17 protein-coding genes and 1 tRNA gene are annotated in these 21,711 nt (G+C 39.9%); 10 read left to right on the forward strand and 8 right to left on the reverse strand.

Translation table 11 applies throughout. From position 1 onward, the window contains the following. Position 1 precedes the first annotated feature (1 nt). Positions 2-376, reverse strand: a complete 375-nt coding sequence (locus tag H6G68_RS02565) for a 2Fe-2S iron-sulfur cluster-binding protein (RefSeq protein WP_127056358.1) — start codon at positions 374-376, stop codon at positions 2-4. Positions 377-477: 101 nt separating this feature from the next. On the opposite strand from H6G68_RS02565, the gene H6G68_RS02570 reads away from it, so the two are divergent. Further along, a tRNA-Ser gene (locus H6G68_RS02570) sits at positions 478-564 on the forward strand. A 144-nt stretch (positions 565-708) separates the two neighbouring features. Continuing rightward, the gene (locus H6G68_RS02575; protein WP_199332477.1) at positions 709-933 is read left to right on the forward strand and encodes a hypothetical protein; all 225 of its coding nucleotides are present in this window, start codon (positions 709-711) and stop codon (positions 931-933) included. Here H6G68_RS02575 and H6G68_RS02580 read toward each other — a convergent pair. Next, positions 926-1,333: a hypothetical protein gene (locus H6G68_RS02580; RefSeq protein WP_190905213.1), complete on the reverse strand. Its 408-nt coding sequence runs from the start codon at positions 1,331-1,333 to the stop codon at positions 926-928. The two genes, H6G68_RS02575 and H6G68_RS02580, sit on opposite strands and share 8 nt — an antisense overlap. Before the next feature lie 2 nt (positions 1,334-1,335). Then, positions 1,336-2,238, reverse strand: a complete 903-nt coding sequence (locus H6G68_RS02585; protein ID WP_190905214.1) for a hypothetical protein — start codon at positions 2,236-2,238, stop codon at positions 1,336-1,338. 122 nt (positions 2,239-2,360) lie between these two features. On the opposite strand from H6G68_RS02585, the gene H6G68_RS02590 reads away from it, so the two are divergent. Further along, complete coding sequence (locus H6G68_RS02590; RefSeq protein WP_190905215.1) at positions 2,361-2,849, forward strand: helix-turn-helix transcriptional regulator; 489 nt, start codon at positions 2,361-2,363, stop codon at positions 2,847-2,849. A 168-nt stretch (positions 2,850-3,017) separates the two neighbouring features. On the opposite strand, the gene H6G68_RS02595 is transcribed toward H6G68_RS02590, so the two are convergent. The 5 genes from H6G68_RS02595 to H6G68_RS02615 all read right to left on the reverse strand — a co-directional run bounded on the left by H6G68_RS02595 (position 3,018) and on the right by H6G68_RS02615 (position 14,390). Next, positions 3,018-4,454, reverse strand: coding sequence for a SagB family peptide dehydrogenase (locus H6G68_RS02595; RefSeq protein WP_190905216.1), 1,437 nt, complete (start codon positions 4,452-4,454; stop codon positions 3,018-3,020). A gap of 157 nt (positions 4,455-4,611) precedes the next feature. Next, complete coding sequence (locus H6G68_RS02600) at positions 4,612-6,840, reverse strand: TOMM precursor leader peptide-binding protein (RefSeq protein WP_190905217.1); 2,229 nt, start codon at positions 6,838-6,840, stop codon at positions 4,612-4,614. 594 nt (positions 6,841-7,434) lie between these two features. Beyond that, positions 7,435-7,827 carry a hypothetical protein gene (locus H6G68_RS02605; protein ID WP_190905218.1) on the reverse strand — a complete coding sequence of 131 codons (393 nt, stop codon included), beginning with the start codon at positions 7,825-7,827 and terminating at the stop codon, positions 7,435-7,437. 116 nt (positions 7,828-7,943) lie between these two features. Continuing rightward, on the reverse strand, positions 7,944-8,270 hold the full coding sequence (locus tag H6G68_RS02610; protein ID WP_190905219.1) for a hypothetical protein: 327 nt from the start codon (positions 8,268-8,270) through the stop codon (positions 7,944-7,946). A 348-nt stretch (positions 8,271-8,618) separates the two neighbouring features. Continuing rightward, complete coding sequence (locus H6G68_RS02615; protein ID WP_199332478.1) at positions 8,619-14,390, reverse strand: AAA family ATPase; 5,772 nt, start codon at positions 14,388-14,390, stop codon at positions 8,619-8,621. Positions 14,391-15,023: 633 nt separating this feature from the next. Between H6G68_RS02615 and H6G68_RS02620 the strand changes: the two genes are divergently transcribed. The 7 genes from H6G68_RS02620 to H6G68_RS02650 all read left to right on the forward strand — a co-directional run bounded on the left by H6G68_RS02620 (position 15,024) and on the right by H6G68_RS02650 (position 21,317). After that, positions 15,024-15,620 (forward strand): IS607 family transposase, encoded by a 597-nt coding sequence (locus tag H6G68_RS02620; RefSeq protein ID WP_190905220.1) that lies wholly within the window; start codon positions 15,024-15,026, stop codon positions 15,618-15,620. Then, positions 15,592-16,689, forward strand: a complete 1,098-nt coding sequence (locus H6G68_RS02625) for an RNA-guided endonuclease InsQ/TnpB family protein (RefSeq protein WP_242045111.1) — start codon at positions 15,592-15,594, stop codon at positions 16,687-16,689. The genes H6G68_RS02620 and H6G68_RS02625 overlap by 29 nt, the downstream gene beginning before the upstream one ends. A gap of 112 nt (positions 16,690-16,801) precedes the next feature. After that, on the forward strand, positions 16,802-18,232 hold the full coding sequence (lpdA, locus tag H6G68_RS02630) for a dihydrolipoyl dehydrogenase (RefSeq protein ID WP_190905221.1): 1,431 nt from the start codon (positions 16,802-16,804) through the stop codon (positions 18,230-18,232). Positions 18,233-18,348: 116 nt separating this feature from the next. Continuing rightward, the gene (trpC, locus tag H6G68_RS02635) at positions 18,349-19,233 is read left to right on the forward strand and encodes an indole-3-glycerol phosphate synthase TrpC (RefSeq protein WP_190905222.1); all 885 of its coding nucleotides are present in this window, start codon (positions 18,349-18,351) and stop codon (positions 19,231-19,233) included. Positions 19,234-19,352: 119 nt separating this feature from the next. Then, entirely contained in the window at positions 19,353-19,511 is a 159-nt protein-coding gene (locus H6G68_RS02640) for a hypothetical protein (protein WP_190905223.1), read from the forward strand. Positions 19,512-19,581: 70 nt separating this feature from the next. Continuing rightward, a complete protein-coding gene (locus H6G68_RS02645; RefSeq protein WP_190905334.1) occupies positions 19,582-19,830 on the forward strand; it encodes a DUF5340 domain-containing protein in 249 nt (82 codons plus the stop codon). Between the two features lie 335 nt (positions 19,831-20,165). Further along, positions 20,166-21,317, forward strand: coding sequence for a pyridoxal-phosphate-dependent aminotransferase family protein (locus H6G68_RS02650; protein ID WP_190905224.1), 1,152 nt, complete (start codon positions 20,166-20,168; stop codon positions 21,315-21,317). The last annotated feature ends 394 nt before the right edge of the window (positions 21,318-21,711 follow it).

The raw sequence follows: 21,711 nt of genomic DNA on the forward strand, positions 1-21,711 counted from the left end.
TCTAGTCTTCATCTAAGGGTAAACCCGCTTTAATTTTGCCTTTGCCAAAAAAGCGCCCAAACTGAAGTTCATATACTTCATCTTCGTCTTGTGTTTCTACTTCCAAGTCAGAACGGGCATAACTGACACATAGCAAAGCGTAACCTTTGCGGCGTAAGTCGGGGGATAATCCAATGGCTTCTGGTTGGTAAATGTCTCCAGAGATGACTCTGACAGCGCAAGTAGTGCAAGCCCCGTTGCGGCAAGAGAAGGGTAATTCTACGCCATTGTGTTCGGCTGTGTGCAGAATATAGCGGTCTTCTGGGACTTGCAGAGTGTATGATGTGCCGGTAGCGCGATCGTGTACTCTGATTGTGTGGGTCTGAACCTTCTTCATTTTTGGGTGGGAATGGGGGATTTTAGATTCATTGTAAAAATATCTTGTTTAATATTTGCATTTTTTGGGTTTTTGTTTTATTATTGAAATTCATGGCACCTGGAGAGGTGGCCGAGTGGTTGAAGGCGCAGACCTGGAAAGTCTGTTATGCAGAAATGTATACGAGGGTTCGAATCCCTCCCTCTCCGTTTCTGAAACAGGTTTAAATATTTTCAGTTGACCCGGATTGATACAAACATTCTGGGTCAATTTTTTATGAGGTAAATAATTAGCAAGTACAGAAACTTTAATTGCGGCTTTTTGTAATATGTTATTTACGCTAAGGTCATATTATGGCAACAAACACCAAAACAGCGATAAAAGCCGAACAATATCCTTTTGCTCAAGAATTGATTACTGATATTGAAGGTAATGTCAAAAAAGTAGTTATAGATTTTCATGACTATTTACGCTTGCTAGAAGCCACTGAAGATGAAGGAATCATCCTAGCAATGCAAGAAGTAAAACACGAAACACCACATTATAATTCTATCGCAGAGTCTTTTTCAATTAGATAACCCATTCATGATCTGGATCGTCAAGGGCTGCTGTTACTGATTGCAAAGTAGCAAAATCTTTAAATGGACTAGACTTTGCTATTTCTGTAATGGAATGCAGAACTAAAGTTAATTGATTATTATCACCTTGAGCTATTGCCTGATCTACTTTTTCAAATAGAAAGCTAAAATTCTTAGCCCGTTCATCAAATGAGTTTTCAAGATACTTAATTAAAACATCACGATCAGCCTGAATCTTGGCAATTGTAGCTGTTTCCCAGGCTTCTATACCACGTCGTTTAGTCTTTTCTTCTTGTGCAACAATTTTGTACTCAGTGTAGGCTTCAACGATAGCTCGTAAGGTGTGAGCTGCATCTGCACCTGCACCTAATACTTCTACATGAACTTTCTTGGCTGTCATTTCTATTTACCTGGTAGAATGCGATATTTTTCTATGATGGTGACAGTGCCAAGGTTAAGCTGTCCATCACTGTTTAATACTGGAGTTTTCAAAATTTCTATCAGGGACTTCATGAGAATTCCAACCTGTTGAAACTTATCAGCATCTCTCTTGGAATCAAAAGGTTGAGATTCAAGTTCATTAAGAGCTACAACAGCATGACTGTTAATAGATTCAAACACACCTTTCAATTCAGTAATACGCTGGGTTACTTTTTTCGCAACGTCTTTAGCACGACTAATCTCAGCGATCGCCTTATTAACTTTACTCTCATGTTCTCGTGCTTTTGTCATTGCCTTTTCACCTTCACGAGCCGCAAAAAAGCCGCCAATAGCTAAAGCCGGTAAAATGGTGATACCGCCTAGCACAACAGTACCCAAAGCCATACCACCGCCACCAGCGGCGATCGCTCCACCACCAAACCATGCTAAGGTTGCATTCCAAGCAGCTGCTCCACTGAGAGTTGAGATAGCTGTTCCTGTACTTGCGGCTCCTATTGAAGTTGCAACACCAATAGCACCACCGTAACCAGCTGCGGCTGCTCCTACGGATTTAGCACCAGCTGCGAAATATTGTTCTGCTCCTACCGCAGCAGCTTTGTACTCTTTTATCTGCTGAACTGAAAAATCTACACCCTCTAAAAGCCGCTTCTCGCTTTCGGAAGCCTTTCTCCCAGTGCGTTCAACAAAGTCAATAAAGTCCTTAATTGTACCTTTGATGACATCTAGCTGGAGTTCACCATACTCCGCTGCTAATTGATTTGTTGCTGCTTCCTCGATTTTTAACCATTCTAAAGCACGTTCATATCGCTCTTGAGCGCCCTTGGCAAGTTCGTTGGCTTTCTGGCCTGGATAAAATGAAACCATTATAAAAAAAACCTAAAAATGTCTAAATTTAGACTAACATTACTGAATTTAGGTGTGTACTAGCCAATGTTAGAAGTTAGGCTAGTATAAGGTTAGGAAATTTTATATACACAATGTTGATAATGGCATCTGCTGAAGAACGCTTTGCCCAAGCCGCGAACTACTGGGATTTAGAAACGCTATATACAGATATCGCATCTGCTAAGGGAAAACGTCTCACACCTATTGAGAAAATACATTTGCGGGGTTTACTTTGTGGTTACAGTCCCGCTGAAATAGCAGAAAGGCTGAATAAGAATGCTAAAGGGGTAGAAGTAGACCTTTGCAATACTTTGTATAAGTATGTGAAAAGTTTAGTAGATAAATCTGATGAAAAGGTGGAAAACTGGAGAAATATTACTGAGTGGCTTGAGGAAGCAGGATATAAAAGCCAGGTATCTAATCAATTTAAATTAGGTGATGATTTACCAGTTGAATTATTAGTCAAGAAAGCAAATATAAGTTTTGATAACAACAAAATAATAGTTGATATTAACATGAGATTAGTAGCTACATCTCATTCCGAGACTCTAGTTATACAAGAATTCAATACCAACGGAAAAAGTTTGTAGGGTGGGTTAGGCGCAACAAATAATCATGGGAGAATATAAGATAATTATCGTTGTGTGCTGTAACCCACCATGAATATTGATGCTTAATTGTGGGTTACGCTGTCGCTCTAGCGAAGCCATGCCCGCAAGGGCTTTACCCACCCTACAATTTCACTTTTCAAACATCCTCTAAGACGGCTTGGTACATAGAGCGAATTCGCCAACAGATGACTCAGCATAGTAGTCTGTTCCTACGGCAGTGGCAAATAAATCGGCGTTGCCGCAACCAACAGCGCAAGGGGCTAAGTCGAGACTAGTTGCTACTAAATACATGGTTTGAAATACAGTGCCTACATTTTTCAGAATGTTAGCATAGGCAATGGATTCGTAATACCAAGCGATTCTGGAAAATCGAGCCGCTAAAATAATTAGAACTTGAGGAGTTTGTTCATGATGATTATTTTGCGCTGCTTCCACCAGTAAAGCTTCCACTTGAGAAGTTTTAGGAGACACTAAAGAAAGTTGATGTTCTTGAGGATTGTAATGATACAAACCAGAGGGAATATTATCGCAACTATTAATTATTGTATAAACTTCTAATTCGTAGCAAGCTCCAGCATTAGGATATGGTCGATTACTCAGTTCTTGTGTGTCTATTTTGAGGATGTTTCTAACTCTGAGTGAACGGTAAAGAAATTCCCCTAATTGGCGATCGCTAATTACTTGGTCGCCATAATCTCGAATTGATTTTCTCTCCTCTAAAACCAAAGTAAAAGGTAAATCATCTTTTTTGAGTGCTTCTATATCCGGTCGATATAGGGAAATAACACTGTCTGTTACCTGATTTTTAATAGCAGGAAGTGGGGGAATTTTGCCCAAAAAGCGATAAGTTCTCTCTGTTGGTTGGCGATGTCTTCCGGTTCTGACTTTACTGTGAAAAAGTAAATCGTGAAATTCCCATTGCACAAGTGCATCCTGTTGATCTTCGGCAATTTCTCCCCCTGTTTCCACTTCCGAAAGCATCTTGGTTGTGTCCAGCAAATTGAGAAATTGTTGGACAGCATTTGCAGAAATGCCAGATATTTTTTGGCAGAGTTGAGAGTAAGAGCATGGTTGGTTAAGTTCAGCTAAAATAGCACCTCCCCGCCAATCTGCTATTATCAACTGCACCTTAGATAGGGGGGATTCCAATACTATTTGATTGTTATGGCGATGCAAATAAGCAAACCGTGATAAAACATAAGAATATTGGGGAGAAACTTCTTGAATTTTAACTTGAATTTTAAATATAGGTGCAGGTACAAGAGGAACCACCTTGACTAGCGGTGTTCCGTCTGCACAGAAAGTTTGACAGATCAGTCCAAGGCGTTCAAATTGTTCAAGATAATAATAAAATTCAGGCAGCTTGGAGAATCCATCAGTTTCCTGAACCAGAGAACTCAGTTGTTCTCGCGTCCCTCCCTCGCCGCAAAGTGCTTGCCAAGCTTTCAATATTCCCAGCGAACAATTAGCTAAAGAAAGCGTATTTTTAGAGTAGGTTGCAGTTTGACAGTGAAGCACCCATTGCTGATTTTGCTGCTCTAGAGATATGTTAGATAAAAAAGAAAGGATGGAAGTTTCAGACATATAATTAACAAATTATCCTAAAAACGGTTAATATCTCGACTTGATGAGGATAACAAAATTCCAAGCGAAAACTTCAATAAAAACTCTGCGTCACTTTGCGTTTACCTCAGCGAACCTCTGCGTTGAAAAGTAAACTTTCCAACCGATTTTACTCTAACTAAAAAATTGATTGAGGATTTAGTTTTTCTTCTGGTAGCGGTTCTGAGAGCCATCCTAACTGTATGGGGAGGTTGTAAAGTCTTCCCGGTGCCAATCTCCGCCAATAATGGCGCATCCCAGGAACAATCACTTTGACTACATTTAAATTGATATCGGGACGAGTTTGATCCAGCACAAACATAGACATTCCCTTATTTTCTACAATTTTTTGGCAAGCTAAAACATCATCGAGTAAATCTTCATGACCAAACTGATGATAGTCAGAGGAAATTTTTTCAGGTAAGTGAGGATGGGGAAAAAGATAGAGACTATCTTCAATAGTGGTTTGCTCCGATTTATGATTGTTTGGGTCAGAGTTTGCCTCCCTTGCGGCTAAAACCGAGGGAAGTGCTTGATTAACTTCAGTTAAGGCTCTGGTAATTGCTATTTTGGCATCGAAATGCGCTCCAAAACCAAACAATCGTTGGCTAACTTTTTGATCGAAAGTGCTAGAAATAGCGACAAAAGTGGGAATGCCAAAATCGCTGGTAACATCAAGAACCCAAATCAGGCGTTCAATTGTGCGGTAATATTCTTGTAATCCCCGAATGTATGGGTCATCAAAACTTGCTAAATTTACACCAGGTCGTTGCAAGCGATTATACCACCACAAACAAACGCTATCCCGCTCTACCAATTCCATAAAACCTTGCAGAATAGCTTCTTCCATATTATTGCCGGCGGCGGCTCCGTTGGAGTCTGCCCAACAATCGGGACTTTGAGAGCGAGGATAACCGTAATAGCAATAAGCTGTAGGTAAATATTTAAAGGTTTGATCCGTTAAAGACCAAATGGGAGTCCAATCAATTATTCGAGAGGTATCGAAGGGTTCTGGTATTTTTTGATGGGGGAGACAATTGGCATTCCAAAGATGTCGATTTTCATATTGTTTGGAACTAAAATTTAGGCAGGTATGGGGATGAATAGCTGTCTCACCTAAGTCTTGATAAGTGGCGCGAATGCAAATTTCATCGCCCTGAAATGTTCCAGAATAACGTTCTATTGCTTCGCACAAACCGCTGGCTTTGGCTTGGTTTACGGTTTTACCTTTACCACCGCTGCGACCCCTGACTGTTTGGCGCAGAAAATAAAGGTCGTCGAACATGAGACCAAAGTTGTGTCCGGCTACATAGGTGTGATTCCAGCGGTGGGTGGGGTGAGAAAGGCGATTGAGATTTCGCACTACTCCGGTAATGGGACTAATGTGATGTTCGTATTTTGCTAAGGTTTCTTCTGGGGTGAGGCTGCGATAGCCGCCATCTTCGACAAAGGCTTTGGGACGACTTTGTAAATTGATGGGGATGGGAGAGCGAGTAGGAGCGTATAATTCGAGTTGGCCACAACTGCGACATTGGGGACGCTGAACTAACTGATGGGAAACCATTTCTAGCGATCGCAGATTTAGGGTTATAACCCGACTTTCTAAGGGTTGATTTTCTTCCTGTGCAACCCATTTCGCCACTTCTGTAGCCGCTAAACCAAAGGCAGTTTGCAGAGTAGAAGGTAACGCAGCTTTAGAAGTCGGGAAAGAAGCGGCTTTTCCTTTTCTTTGGTGGATAAACGCATCTACAGGACGATTGCCTCTTAATCGCTGCGCTAAACATTCCCAACAACCTGTTCTTCCAGGATGGAAAATCGGACCAATCCACAGCACAGTTCCCACTGGTTTAATTAACATCCAAGGTTGCTGTAATTGGAGTGCTTTTGCATTAAAAATAGCCAGTTCATCCCGCAGATAATTATCTGTTAAAACAACCTGATATTTTCCCTGCTGATTTACTTGAAGATTCAATGATTCTAAACTCGATATAAATAAGTGAGTGGGAATATTACCAAAGGTTGTTACCCCTACTTCATCTGTTGGTTGCAAATAAGATACTTGCTGATTATTTATAGGCAAGCTATCCCAAAAAGCACCTGCTTCAGGAGATAAATTGCTATCGTTTTCAACAATATAACCCTGCTGTTCTAATCGCATCAAAGCATAGTAAACTTCCGGCGCAGATACTCTATCTGCCAGTAAATTCACTAACTCTTCTACTGTGTGAGAACCATCCAGCAAAGGAGCTAATTTTTGATATATTTGTCCGGTCAAAAATATAGGATCTTGCTCCCACAGTAAAAAGACACCTTCTGGTTCTACTACTTCTATATGAAAGCAATGCTTAAATCTTGGTTGAAGAATCATGACCGTTATTAGGACTTACGCACTGTACAAATTAATCATGGTATGATTTCACGAAAATAGGTCGTTTCCGGCTTTTATCTGCAATTATTTTGATTGTAAATAGACCAGTATTGTAGGGGTAAAGCGCAATGCTCATTGGTGTCAACTTAACGAAAAACCCCCATCCAGCAAGGAACTCAAGTTCCTTGGTAATAGCAAAAGTAATCTTTAGATTACTAAACTCAATAATCCGGGGTAAATCGTGCAATGATCAGCCTCAAATGGAGTAAAATCGTTCCCCAATAGGTAGTCAGCCCCCATTTATTGAGCGGATACGAAAATTTGTTAGTCCGTTTTAACGGACTTGAGCTATGAGACAGGGAATTTATTCCCTGACGGTTGTGGAAGGCAACAGATAAGCCATTTTTAACTTAAGTTAACACCAATGAGCATTGCCCTCAAATTTGGGAGAGAAGAATCATACTCCCTCCCAACTATGGGGGCAATTCAATTGCGTAGATATTGCCAAGAAACTAAATACAATCTCAGTGGAACTTTAGCCTTTTGGCGAAGGTATTGGATGTAAAAAAACCGTTTTTTAACTTTCGCTAACTATTAGCAGCAGAGGGGTATTCTATCAGGAGGAATTGCCAAGAGATTACCGCTAGTAAAAGCTGTAAGTTGCTCTTCTGAAATATCCGCAGGCTTAGGAGATAGGGGAATCCTCCACACTACATCATTTGATAAACCAGGTGTTGAGCCAACACTCCAGTTGTGATTAAGTTGATCAATTTGTACCCGGACACCAGCAGGAATTTGAATTCCTTCAACTTCTAAGGTTCCTCTGGGATCAGCTAGCAATCTTTCCTTAAATTCAGCATCTAACCATGCTTTCGCAATTAATATAGAAACACGATCTCCAATCTCTTTCCACCCTTCTTGTAACAGGCTAGCTTGTTGTTGCTCGGTTGAGAGTCCAATATTTTCCAGTTCTGCTTGGTAGACCATGTTATTTCTCTCTTACTGACGCTATATGGTTTTTGTGCTTACAGGGTAGGATTTAATCCATACCTGTCGGTTCACTTAAAATTCATCGGTTTTGCTCTCTACATCACGGGCGATGTTTAGCAGCAGGCGGGTATCATTCCCACAAGTTCTGTAGTAAAGTTGTCTTTCGTCCAAGCCGATAGCTCCTCCTCTGAAATATTTGCCGGTTTTGGTGGTACGGGAATATGCCAAACTACATAACCTGCTTCCGAACCAACACTCCAGTTATATGAGGATTGATCAATAATCACCTCCACACCTTCAGGGATTTCGATCCCTTCGCGTTGCAGCATTTTTCTGGGGTGATTAATTAGTTTTTCCTTAAACTCAGAGTCTAGCCATGCTTTGGCAATGATTTGAGAAACTTGCTGGCCGATTTGCTGCCATCCTGGTTGTAGTACCATGTTGCCTTCTTGACTGTGTTTAATTAAATACTGTGTTAGATTGTACAGCAAAGCGCAATAACCAGCAATAGAATTTAGCTTTACCGTACTTTTGCTGGAAAACCCATAATTTAAGCCAAACTAAGTAGGTTGGCGTTAAAAATTGTCGTTGGGATCAGGCAGGGAGCAGGGAGCAGGGAGCAGGGGGAGAAAAGGTTTTAGCCTTGTTTACTTTTCTTTACACCGTTTTGTTTTATTGTGCTTACCTGACTTGAAAATAAGACCCCACCCCTAACCCCTCCCCGCTTGCGAGGAGGGGAATCATAAGTTTTTTTATGTGTTCTGGTGTACGCAGTTCATGATGGCTACTTATAACTGCTGACAGCGTTCTACATAAATTTGAGAAACTCGATCTCCTGGGTTACAGCGCAAACAATCTTTAAACCGTTCTGCTGCTTCTCTAAAAGAACAATTATTGTAGAGCAATAAAGCTTCTTCAAAGATTAAGCGAGTCATTAACTTACCCTCTCGCAATTCCGGTGAGTCGGCATCAAAGACTTCAAAAATTGACACCATTTGTGATTTCCCTTTAACTTTCACTCTGTCAATCAGGCGAATATGATATTGATTAGCATCTTCCAACCGGGAAAAAGTATGGTGACTAATTAACAGTGATACCCCATAATTTTTAGTCAATCCTTCAATACGGGAAGCTAAATTAACAGCATCACTAATCACAGTCCCATCCATGCGGTTTTGTCCACCGACCGTACCTAACATCAAAGAACCTGTATTGATGCCAATCCCAATTTTAATGGCTGGATACCCCACACTTTGTCGATTTTGATTATATTCAACTACCCTTAACAACATATCAATAGCCGCTTTTACCGCATCATCAGCACTGCGACTAAACAATGCCATAATTGCATCACCAATGTATTTATCAATAAAACCTTGATTCTCGATAATGGCAGGTTCCATGCAACTTAGATAGGAGTTAATAAATTTAAAATTATCTTCCGGGGTCATAGTTTCTGATATACTTGTGAAGTCGCGAATATCGGAAAATAATACTGACATTTCCTGCTGTATGTTGTCGCCTAATTTGACATCAACAATGCTTTCTTTTTCCAACAATTGCAGAAACTGACGTGGCACAAAGTGGGAAAAAGCTTGGTTAAGTTGAAAAAGTTCATTAGTAAATCTTTCTCGTTCTGCTTCGGCTTTTTTGCGTTCTGTAATATCTTGAAAAGCGATAATAGCATAAGCAATATTGCCTTGCTCATCAAATATTGGTGTTCCCCAAACTTCTATGGGAATAACTTTGTCTACTTGGCAGATTTCCATATCATCAACAGTCGTCGTTTCCCCTTTTAATGCCTGCATTAAAGCATCCCGTTGTCTCAGGTTTCTTCCTAGATAAACTTGATAAAGTTCTGCCAATTGTTCATTATAAGTATGGGTAACTATTTCTTGACCAAGAATTTGCTGTGCGGTACGATTGGCGTAGTAAGGTTTACCGTTTCCATCTACCACAAATACACCCACTGACACGGCTTCTAGGAATTGAGCTAACCGTCGCTCACTTTCTTTGACTTCTGAATAAAGTTTGGCATTTTCAATTGAGATAGCGGTTTGAGAAAATAAAATTTTTAATACTTCCAATCTATCAGTTGTAAATGCACCTGTGGTTAAATTATTTTCTAAATAAAGAATGCCAACTAATTTCCCTTGATTGATAATAGGAGAACATAGTACTGATTTAGGTTGATGTTGGATAATATAGGGATCAGCAGCAAAAGTTTTTTGGGTAGTAGCATCATCGAATACGAGGGTTTCTGATGTACGTGAGACATAATTGATTAAACTAACTGGAATTTCTGAACTAGATTCAACTGGAATTGACTTTAATAAAGAGGTTACGCACAATATTTCTAAGTTGGTAGTCCCACTAAATCCAGTGGCTTCTATTACCAAATTGCCTGTTTTTTGTAAGATAAAAACGCATTTTTGCGCTCCGGCATTTTTAATCGCCGCTTGCATCAAAGTTGAAAGTAATTGCTCTAAGATTATTTCTCCAGAAAGAGCTTGAGAAGCTTCAATTACTGTAGCTAAGTCTAAAACTACTGAACTACTTGTGCTAGTAGAACAAAGAGTTCCTTTTGTCATCTGAGCGAGAGTATCGCTAGTATTTATGTTAGTGTCCCGGTTAAATATGGGGATGAGTAATTGAGGATAACGTTTTTCTAAATCCTTCAATTTGGCTTTTGCCCCCCAACGAGCATAAGCGTAGTAAGCATTAATTAAATAAGTTTGAGCAATTGGTTGGTAGCCCCAAGCAAGATAAAATTTGGCTGCTAATTCCTGAGCTAAGGCTTCTTCATTGATATACTCATATTTTCGAGATTCAGCAATAGCACGTTCGTAATATTCCATTGCTTTGACATTTTGACCAAAAATTCGATATCGCTCTGCTTCTACTAGATAAAATTTATGCAGATAATTCATTGGAGCCAGTTTTGCCCATTTCTGCATTTTTTTCTGGTTAGCTTGCACTTGAGCGATAAGTTGTTTTTGTTTTGATTTTGAAGTGTCTGGATAGATTGCTAGTCGAGACAAAGAATCGTAAAAATAAAATAGAGGAACAAATGGCGAACCTACGACGGATTCTAAATTATTTTTGGCTTTTTCTGCATTTTCAATTGCTTGTACATAATCAGCAAACAAATAGCAGAGGATAAGTTTATTGAAATATAAATTATAAGTAGCAGTTTGGTCATTTGCGGACAGATGAACTGGCAACATTATCTGTTCGTCATACACTTCACCGCTTAGAATACAGGGATTTTCCGAACTCCCAATTAAGTTTAAAACTGCTTGATGATAAATTTGATTGTAATTAAGGGCAGTTGTTTGTTTGAGTTTATTTATAGCATCGTTGTAAGCCTCCATTTCTTTGGCAACTTCATCTAGTCTTTTCCCAATGGCATATAACCGAAAGCAGTATTGGTGAGCAGAATAGGCAGCAAATTCTAAATCTCCAGTTTCTAGCCCGTTAAAGTAAGCATCTAATAAAGGTTTTACTCCTTCTTTGGCGTGATCTTTCCAATGAAAGATAAAGTTATAAACATGAAATAAGGTTTGGGTTTTGGCTTCTTTAGCATTTAAACTTTCTAACAAACTTAGAGCTAGTTGTCCAAATTGATAGCCAGTGTCAATATCTCCGACAATGCCACAAAGTATCAATCCGTAAGTAGCGTAAACAACTACAGAACCAGAAGTATTGCCGTATTTAACTGATAGTTTGAGTAGTTTAAATATAATCAACGGATATAATTGAGGAGTGCTGAAATAAATAGCAGATTGGACGCTTAATAGAACTTGCATTGCTGCCAACTTCAATGGCTCGCTCATCAGTGGCAAGTTAATTAACTCGGCTGGTTTTTTCCTAGCTAAAGTTAACTTTGTTCCCAACATTCCCAGCAAAATGTTTAAATTACCTGGCTTTTCTGGAAAGCTAATTCCTAATAATTTCACCACCGATAAAGCTGTCTGCACTGCTTTTAACAGTTGGTTTTGTACTGTATAAGCTTGAATTTTGATTTCATAAATTTTTACTTTGTCTAGAAGTGATTTGGCTTGCTGTATCACCACCTCAGATAATTTTTCTATCTGCTCAAAATCAGTGCCGAGATAAGCTGCTTCTGCGGCTTTTTCATATAATGCTAATGTTAGGTTATACTGATTAACCCAACTATCTGGGGCTAAAAGTTCTATTCCTACATTTAAGTATTTGGCAGCAGCAGTATAAGCAGTAGCAGCTAATGCTTTAGTTCCAGCAATTAAATTTAATTGAGCTAGTTCATCTCGTTCAGCTTGATGATCAAGAAGATTTATGCCAATATTCAACTGATTGACAATTTCAAAAATCTTTTCTTCTCGTGCTTCTAGAGAAATATTTCTCAAAAGAAGTTGTCCAATTTTTAGGTGTGTAGACTGTTTTTGGCTTTCTGGAATTAGGAAATAAGCTGCTTGCTGCACTCGATCATGCAGAAATTTGTAATAAATTATTATTTGTTCTCGATTATTTGTGATTGTGTTTTGATTACTGAATGATGGATCTTGTTGAAATAATTTATAAGTTTCACTTTGAGGTAAAATTAAACCTTCTTGTAACCCCAACCACAAATCTGCTGCTGTTTCTGCCTGAGATTTTTCATAAACAATCGCTAGAGTATCCAAGTCAAATTGATTGCCAATACAAGCAGCCAGTTTTAATACTTTTTTAGTCTTGTCTGATAATTTTTGCAATTGGGTAGCCATAAATTCAACTACATCATTGCTGGCTGCTAAGGACTTGACTTGGGTAATATCACACTGCCAGAATCGGGAATTAAAATCAAAAGAAATTATGCCGTCTTGATGTAGAGATTTAAGAAATTGATTAGCAAAAAATGGGTTGCCTTGGGTTTTCTGGTGCACCAATTCAGTTAAAGGCAAGGCTGTTGCTGAAGGACAATTTAAAGTATCAGAAACCAAGCGGTTGAGGTCATGCACATTTAATGGTGCTAAGGTGATGTGATTAACTATGGCTTGATTTTTCTGGATTTCATCTAATGTTAATATTAGGGGATGAGTTAGATGAACTTCATTGTCACGATAGGCTCCTATTATTAATAAACAACTGAGTTCTCCCTCTGTCATTAATAGCTGAATTAATTTTAATGAGGCAGAATCAGCCCATTGTAAGTCATCTAAGAAGATAACTAGGGGATGTTCTTTACTGGCAAATACTTGAATAAATTTTTCAAATAATATATTGAAACGGTTTTGGGCAGCGGTGGGGGTAAGTTCTGGGACTTCTGGTTGTTTGCCGATAATTCGTTCTAGTTCGGGAATAACATCAATAATTACCTGTCCGTTTTCTCCTAATGCTGACAATATTTTGGCATTCCATGAGGCTAGAGATCCGACACTTTCTGTGAGTAAATGCCGCATTAAATGCTGGAATGCTTGCACTAAGGCAGAAAAAGGAATATTGCGCTTAAACTGGTCAAATTTACCGGAAATAAAGTAACCACGTTGGCGGATAATGGGTTTGTGAACTTCATTAACTACGGCTGTTTTACCAATTCCAGAAAAGCCTGCCACCATCATCATTTCGATGGTTCCCTGACTGATGCGATCAAACGCTGCTAACAAGGTAAAAACTTCTGTTTCCCTACCGTAGAGTTTTTCGGGAATAAAAAATCGGTCGGAAATGTCTCTTTGTCCTAAAATAAATGGGGTAATTTCGCTGTTAGTTTGCCATTTTTGTAAACAGTTTTCTAAGTCATATCGGAGTCCAAATGCACTTTGATACCTTTCTTCAGGGGTTTTCGCCATCAATTTAATGATGATGTCGTTAACTATCTGAGGAATAGCTGGATTAACCTCAATGGGGGGAATAGGTTTCTTAGCAATATGGCTGTAAACTAACTCCATAGGATCATTTGACTGGAAGGGAAGTCTGTTGGTTAGTAGTTCGTAAAATGTCACTCCTAGGGAATATAAATCGGTGCGATAATCAATACCTCGGTTCATTCGTCCCGTCTGTTCTGGGGACATATAAGCTAGGGTTCCTTCTAGCACGTTAGGATTTTGAATTTCCTGATTTTCTCTTGGTAAAAGAGAGGAGATGCTGAAGTCTATGAGTTTTACTTGTTTAGTTTGGGGATTAATTAAAATATTGTGGGGCTTGATATCTTTATGAATGATATGGTGATGATAAAGTCCTGCTAAAATTTCGGAGATGGCAATAGCTATATTCAGAAATTCTTCTAAATCGAGGTTTTTGGAGTTGTTGTAATCTTTGAGGGAGATATCGCCAAAGTCCTCCATTATTAGTGCAAAACCATTACGGTAGTTTTCTAGGCTAATGGGGGAGATAATTCCAGGTAGGTTGAGATTTTTGGCAATGATGTATTGATTGCGGAACTGCAAGAGTTCGGAAAAAGTGGGATACTCGCTTTTGTGCAGTTTGATGACAATGGATTTTTGGTCTGATTCTTTAATTCCCCGATAAACTAGGGTTCTGGAGCCATCATAGATTTTTTCGTTTACCCGATAGCCTGGAAGTGTGATCATCAATTTTGTCATCTCTGTCATCTGCCTTCAGGACAATAATAACCGAATTGACACTCCCCTACTTAGAAGTCATATGGTCAGAAATTATCAGTTATTGCCCAAAACATATAAGACGTTTATCTACTTTGCTATGATCCGTATTATGGTGAGCTAATTGCCATTAAATTTGACTTCTCAAAACTTTTCAAACACCCTCTTAGGGACTTCCAACTAAAAAAATATCCAATCGTGTTGAATGCAGGGGGGCAGGGAGCAGGGAGCAGGGGGAGGAACAGTCGTTTTGAAACAGTGAAATTGGATAATTTATTTTCTGGAGTTCCCTTAGAGCATTTTTAACTTCATTGTGAGATAAATCGTATTATGGCCTTTTCAAAACAAAAATATACTGAATATTAATACATATAAGCTAAGTCTTGGCAGTATACAGCAATTACTCAACACATCAGCTGTACCGAACTCAAAATTATCGGAAAATCCGCTAAAATTGCACAGTGTCATCAAAAACCCATTATCCAAATATAACTATAATTTTACCCAGTCATCCCCATGCTGAACACTAACGCACCTGCTGAAATGTTTAAACAGTGGGGTTCATAAGTATTTTTTGATTTGCTAACTATTACTAACTTATGCTATACTTTGCCTATGGCATACATACCACTCAGAAAAGCGGTCGAATTTCTGGGATTGCATCCAAATACTTTGAGGAGATATGCAGATGAAGGCAAAATCAAAAGCATTAAAAACCCAGCAGGGCAAAGATTGTACGATGTCGAGTCCTACGTCAATGGCAGTTCAGATCGAACTACCGTTATTTGTTACTGCCGAGTCAGTTCCTCAAAACAGCGAGATGATCTTGACAGACAAATCGCCTATATGCAATCCCTCTACCCAGAAGCCGAAATCATTAAAGATATCGGCTCAGGAATTAACTTCAAAAGAAAAGGACTGCAAGCCTTACTGGACAAACTTTTGCGGGGAGATAAGTTCACACTTGTTGTTGCCTGTCGTGACAGACTTGCAAGATTTGGATTTGAGCTTGTACAGTACATGGTCGAACAAAACGGTGGACAAATCGTGGTTCTTGACGCAACTGTACACTGCCCAAATACCGAACTCACCCAAGATTTACTCTCAATCCTTCACGTCTTTTCATGCAGAATGCACAGACTTAGAAAATACTCTAAGAAAATCAAAGAAGATTTATCTAAGTTTGACACCTGCACAGAAAGGGATAATTAAACAATGGTTTGGTGTTTCCAGATTTGTTTACAACACAACTATCAAGTTGTTGCAAGAAAAGGGTGAAACCAAGGCAAGTTGGAAAGCCATTAAAACGGATATATTGAAGAATTTACCTGACTGGTGCAAAAGTGTTCCTTATCAAATTAAATCAATAGCGATTAAGGATGCTTGCAAATCAGTAAGCAATACCAAAAAGAAATATAAAAATGATGGAGGAATAAGCAAATGTAGATTTAGGTCAAGAAAACAACCAATTCAATCTTGCTATATTCCTAAATCAGCAGTCCTTGAAAAAGGGATTTTTTACACAATATTAGGTGAAGTGAATTACAAAGAAGCTTTACCACAAGACTTTGGTGATTGTCGCTTAGTTCTTGCTTATGGTGATTATTATTTGACAGTTCCACAAGTTAGTCCACGACTCGATACCGATAAACAAGGACGATTCGCGGCCTTAGATCCGGGTATTAGAACATTTTTGACTTTCTTTTCGGAAGATTCATTTGGCTGGTTGGGTAATTCTGCTAATATCAAAATTCAAAAACTCTGTTTTGATTTAGATAAGATAGTTAGCAAAATATCTCAAGCTAAATGTATACAAAAGAAGAGATTAAAATTAGCTGCAACTCGATTAAGAGGCCAGATAAAAAACCTGGTCTCTGAGTTACATAAAAAGACTGCTAAGTTTTTGGTTGATAATTTCGATGTAATTCTTTTACCAACTTTTGAAACATCTCAGATGTCAAAAAAGGGAAAAAGAAGAATTAGGAGTAAATCTGTAAGGCAAATGTTGACTCTATCTCACTATCAATTCAAACAATTTCTAAAACATAAAGCTTTTGAATACAGAAAAGTTGTGTTGGATGTCAATGAAGCCTATACCTCAAAAACAGTTAGTTGGACTGGCGAAATAGTCAAAAATATCGGCGGTTGTAAAACTATTAAATCTCTATTTGCAAATAATATTATGGATAGAGATTTGAATGGTGCGCGTTCGCGAAGCGTTCCGCAGGAAGGAATTTTTCTATGCGCTATGGCGCACGCTACGCAAACGTGCATTGGTTGATACGCCTTGGTTAAGAGAAAATCTTAACTTATGTATTTGTTAGCAATTGTTAGCAAAAAAGTATCGGATATACAGTTAAAAACAAGTAGGCTAAAAAAACGGGGAGACTAACGTGAGTTCTGAATTTGATTACGATTTAGTGATTATCGGCGCGGGTGTAGGTGGACATGGCGCAGCCCTACACGCCGTTAACTACGGTTTGAAAACAGCAATTATCGAAGCAGCAGACATGGGGGGAACCTGTGTCAACCGGGGCTGTATTCCCTCTAAGGCGCTGTTGGCGGCTTCGGGAAGGGTGCGGGAGTTACGCAACGCCCACCACCTGAAATCTTTGGGAATTCAAGTCGGTAATGTAGAATTTGATCGGCAAGCGATCGCTAATCATGCCGATAATCTGGTTTCTAAAATTCAAGGAGACTTAACCAACAGCCTCAAACGTTTGGGAGTCGATATTATTCGCGGTTGGGGAAAAGTCGCTGGGACGCAAAAAGTCACCGTCACTACAGATAACGGTGAAAAAACCATCACGGCTCAAGATATCATTATTTGTCCCGGTTCTGTTCCTTTCGTTCCTCCCGGAATTGAAGTAGACGGTAAAACTGTCTTTACCAGTGACCAAGGGGTAAAATTAGAATCCTTACCCCAATGGATAGCAATTATTGGTAGTGGTTACATCGGTTTAGAATTTTCTGATATTTACACCGCTTTGGGCTGTGAAGTGACGATGATTGAAGCCCTAGATGTGTTAATGCCAGGATTTGACCGCGATATTGCTAAACTGGCAGAACGGGTTTTAATCGCTCCCCGCGATATTGAAACCAAAGTGGGAATATACGCCAAAAGGATAATTCCCGGTTCTCCCGTGGTGATTGAGTTAGCAGATTTCCAAACTAAAGAAGATCTAGAGGTTTTAGAAGTAGATGCTTGCTTGGTAGCGACAGGACGCATTCCCGCCACCCAAAATCTCGGTTTAGAGTCTGTGGGTGTGGAACTGGATAAACGGAATTTTATCCCCGTTAATGACAGTATGGCGGTACTCTCAGATGGTGAAGTTGTCCCCCACCTCTGGGCTATTGGCGACGCAAATGGGAAGATGATGCTGGCACACGCGGCTTCTGGTCAAGGTATTGTGGCTGTAGACAATATCCTTGGTAAAGGCAAAAAAGTAGACTATCGCAGCATTCCCGCAGCCGCTTTTACTCATCCCGAAGTTAGTTATGTGGGTTTAACGGAAACAGTAGCCCAAGAATTGGGTTTAGCTGAAGGATTTGAAATTGCTACTAGTAAGAGTTATTTCAAGGGTAATTCTAAAGCTTTGGCAGAAAACGAAGCTGATGGTATCGCTAAGGTGATTTACCGTAAAGATACGGGTGAAGTTTTAGGTGTGCATATTTTCGGACTGCACGCATCAGATTTAATTCACGAAGCCTCAGCGGCAGTTGCTAATCGTCAATCTGTGCAGAAACTCGCCCACTTGGTTCATGCCCATCCTACACTGTCAGAAGTGCTGGATGAAGCTTATAAAAGAGCGATCGCAAGTTAGGTAATGGGTAATGGGTAATGGGTAATTGGGTTATTAACCTCCTCATCTCCCTGCACCCTGCCCCCTGCCCCCTGCCCCCTGCCCCCTGTTCCCTATTCCCTGTTCCCTGTTAAAAAATGCAAATCCGTCGTCGTTCACCTAGTCAGGCTATTGATGTTTCTATTTTGCGCTATCAGATAGCTCTTCCAGATTCCACACCAAATAACATTTTGGAGGAAATTGTTTGGCAAAAAGAGATAGAAGTTGAGCAAATGCGGGAAAGGCAGCCTTTGGCAGAATTGCAGAAAAAGCTGGTTTCTGCACCCCCAAGTCGTGATTTTATCGCTGCACTCCGTCAAGGTAAAACCAAACCCGCACTGATTGCTGAAGTTAAAAAAGCTTCTCCTAGTAAGGGCGTTTTACGTGCAGATTTTGACCCAGTAGCGATCGCACAATCTTATCAAGCAGGTTGTGCTAGTTGTCTTTCTGTACTCACAGATACCAAGTTTTTTCAAGGTAGTTTTGAGAACTTATCTTTAGTTCGTGCTGCCGTAGATTTACCATTACTATGTAAGGAATTTATCATTTATCCTTATCAAATGTATTTGGCGCGAATTAATGGCGCAGATGCGATTTTATTAATAGCCGCAATTCTCAGTGATCAAGATTTACAGTACTTTGTCAAAATTGCTAACAAGCTAAAAATGGCAGCTTTGATAGAAGTCCATAGTTTAGAAGAACTTGATCGAGTTTTAGCCTTAGATGGTGTTTCCTTAGTTGGTATAAATAATCGCAATCTAGAAGACTTCTCTGTTGACTTGCAAACTACCTGTCAACTACTGAAAGAAAGAGGTAGCCAATTGCAGGAAAGGAATATTCTTGTAGTCAGCGAGTCAGGACTTCATAACTCAGAAGATTTAAGTGTAGTAGAAACAGCCGGCGCATCAGCCGTACTCATTGGTGAATCCTTAGTAAAACAACCAGACCCGAAACTGGCAATTACTCATCTTTTTGGTAAATAACAGGAGTCAGGAAACAGGAGTCAGGAGTCAGGAGTCAGGAGTCAGGAGTCAGAAGGAAGAAGGAAGAAGGAAGAAGGAAGAAGGAAGAAGGAAGAAAAATAAAATATTCCCAATGACCAATGACCAATGACCAATCACCAATGACCAATCACCAATCACCAATCACCAATCACCAATCACCAATGACCAATCACCAATCACCAATGACCAATCACCAATCACCAATCACCAATCACCAATCACCAATCACCAATCACCAATCTTTGTTTCCTATGTAACAATTTAGGGGACAAGAGATACACTCTGAGTAAGATGAAATCTCAAAAAAAGCACTCTCAAACTAACTTCATGGAGCAACTTCCTCTACCTGCACCTATCCATTATGAACTGATACTTCAACTTTTAGAGAAGCAAACCATGAGCGCAGTAAATCAAAACCAAGATTTACGGCATCAGGTCAGTCAGCTAATTATTACCATGCGAAAAGCTGCGGCTCAACAGAAGCGACTGGAGGAAATTTGTCAAGCTTCTTCTGTCTCAGTTGACCATCGTTGGTCACTTAATCATCATGGAGGAAAAGTCATTACTCCTGATTGATACCTACTGAATATGTCAAGGTAATTCGTAGTTGCAATCATTGGGAGCTTGTACCCTCCACTGATTTTAGACCACAAAATCGTAGATTTTGGTGAGGGCTTGTACCCTCTTAATTACGAATTACTAATTACGAATTAGTAATTATTCTGTCACTCTCTCAGCTACCATAAACTGATGACTGGTTTGCTTTCAAATTCACGCAAGTGGGTGAGAGCAAGTGTAGCGGTGATTTCTAACTGTAGCAAGATGTGAGTAGATGAATATCTAAAATTTGCCATCAGATTTAACCATCCCCACACAAATTTGACTTTTATTTGACTTTTAGGATAGAGATAATGGACGATAAGTTGATGTTGATGATTCCTGGCCCCACCCCGGTTCCAGAAGCGGCTTTACTGGCATTAGCCAAGCATCCCATTGGACACCGTACCAGTGAATTTAGCAACATGATGGGTGAGGTGACAGAAAACCTCAAATGGCTACATCAAACTGCAAGTGATGTACTCATGCTGAATGTTAGCGGTACTGGTGCGGTGGAAGCTGGGATGATTAATTTCCTTTCACCAGGCGATCGCATTTTAGTTGGTTCTAATGGTAAATTTGGTGAACGTTGGGTAGAAGTTGGTCAAGCTTTTGGCTTAAATGTGGAAGCTGTCACCGCAGAATGGGGACAACCCTTAGACCCAGACAAGTTTGCCGAAAAGTTGCAAGCCGACACCAACAAGGAAATCAAAGCTGTAATTATCACCCACAGCGAAACCTCAACGGGTGTAATCAATGATCTAGAAGCTATCAACCGCCACGTCAAAGAACATGGTCAAGCCTTAATTATCGTTGATGCTGTAACCAGTTTGGGTGCTTACAATGTACCTGTAGATGCTTGGGGTTTAGATGTAGTGGCTTCTGGTTCCCAAAAAGGCTACATGATTCCTCCCGGACTGGGATTTGTTTCTGTCAGTCCCAAAGCTTGGGAAGCTTACAAAACTGCGAAATTGCCAAAATATTATTTAGATTTAGGTAAATATCGCAAAGCTACTGCTAAAAATACAACTCCTTTTACTCCCCCAGTTAACTTAATGGTGGCACTACACACCACTTTGGGGATGATGAAAAAAGAAGGGTTGGAATCAATCTTTACTCGCCATGAACGGCAGAAAAATGCTACCCGTGCAGCAATGAAAGCCTTAAATCTACCATTGTTTGCTGAAGATGATTGTGCGAGTCCAGCAATTACAGCCGTAGCAACCCCAGGAATTGAAGCGGATAAAATTCGGTCATTGATGAAAAAACGCTTTGATATTGCTTTAGCTGGTGGTCAAGACCATCTGAGTAATAAGATTTTCCGAATTGGTCACTTGGGTTTTGTGAGCGATCGCGATATCCTCAGCTGTATAGCATCTCTGGAAGTAGTTCTCTTAGAACTTGGCCTTGAAAACTTCAATTCTGGTGCAGGTGTAGCCGCAGCAGCGAGAGTATTTGCACAATAGTTACTGGTGATTGGTGATTGGTGATTGGTGATTGGTGATTGGTGATTGGTGATTGGTGATTGGTGATTGGTGATTGGTCATTGGTCATTGGAGAAAAACCAGTACGCAATCTCCGCGTCTCCCCCTCTCCGCGTCCCCGTGTCACCCCATATCCCCCTCTCCGCGTCCCCGCGTCACCGTGACTCCCTCTCCCTGCTGTAAGTGAATTGACATAACATTAAAAGAGCGAGTTATTTGTTTAACTCGCTCTTTTAGTTTGAATTTCAATGAGTATAAACAGTCTGAATTAATCGTTTTATCTATCAAACTTTGCACAAGGCAGAGTTGATGTGACATACCTCAATTCTCCTGAAGTAGCTCAACTATCCAACATTTAACTTGACTACAGCCAGCT

It is taken from the genome of Anabaena catenula FACHB-362 (assembly GCF_014698735.1).
In the GTDB taxonomy this organism is placed as follows: Bacteria; Cyanobacteriota; Cyanobacteriia; order Cyanobacteriales; family Nostocaceae; genus Anabaena; species Anabaena variabilis_A.

Excerpts from the sequence above, each read along its gene's own strand:
- H6G68_RS02645 (WP_190905334.1), top strand. The coding sequence starts at position 19,582 with ATGGAGCAACTTCCTCTACCTGCACCTATCCATTATGAACTGATACTT.
- H6G68_RS02650 (WP_190905224.1), top strand. The coding sequence starts at position 20,166 with ATGGACGATAAGTTGATGTTGATGATTCCTGGCCCCACCCCGGTTCCA.
- trpC (WP_190905222.1), top strand. The coding sequence starts at position 18,349 with ATGCAAATCCGTCGTCGTTCACCTAGTCAGGCTATTGATGTTTCTATT.
- H6G68_RS02585 (WP_190905214.1), bottom strand. The coding sequence starts at position 2,238 with ATGGTTTCATTTTATCCAGGCCAGAAAGCCAACGAACTTGCCAAGGGC.
- H6G68_RS02590 (WP_190905215.1), top strand. The coding sequence starts at position 2,361 with ATGGCATCTGCTGAAGAACGCTTTGCCCAAGCCGCGAACTACTGGGAT.
- H6G68_RS02620 (WP_190905220.1), top strand. The coding sequence starts at position 15,024 with ATGGCATACATACCACTCAGAAAAGCGGTCGAATTTCTGGGATTGCAT.
- H6G68_RS02565 (WP_127056358.1), bottom strand. The coding sequence starts at position 376 with ATGAAGAAGGTTCAGACCCACACAATCAGAGTACACGATCGCGCTACC.
- H6G68_RS02640 (WP_190905223.1), top strand. The coding sequence starts at position 19,353 with ATGACCAATGACCAATCACCAATGACCAATCACCAATCACCAATCACC.
- H6G68_RS02610 (WP_190905219.1), bottom strand. The coding sequence starts at position 8,270 with ATGGTACTACAACCAGGATGGCAGCAAATCGGCCAGCAAGTTTCTCAA.
- H6G68_RS02595 (WP_190905216.1), bottom strand. The coding sequence starts at position 4,454 with ATGTCTGAAACTTCCATCCTTTCTTTTTTATCTAACATATCTCTAGAG.
- H6G68_RS02605 (WP_190905218.1), bottom strand. The coding sequence starts at position 7,827 with ATGGTCTACCAAGCAGAACTGGAAAATATTGGACTCTCAACCGAGCAA.
- H6G68_RS02580 (WP_190905213.1), bottom strand. The coding sequence starts at position 1,333 with ATGACAGCCAAGAAAGTTCATGTAGAAGTATTAGGTGCAGGTGCAGAT.
- H6G68_RS02600 (WP_190905217.1), bottom strand. The coding sequence starts at position 6,840 with ATGATTCTTCAACCAAGATTTAAGCATTGCTTTCATATAGAAGTAGTA.
- H6G68_RS02615 (WP_199332478.1), bottom strand. The coding sequence starts at position 14,390 with ATGACAAAATTGATGATCACACTTCCAGGCTATCGGGTAAACGAAAAA.
- H6G68_RS02575 (WP_199332477.1), top strand. The coding sequence starts at position 709 with ATGGCAACAAACACCAAAACAGCGATAAAAGCCGAACAATATCCTTTT.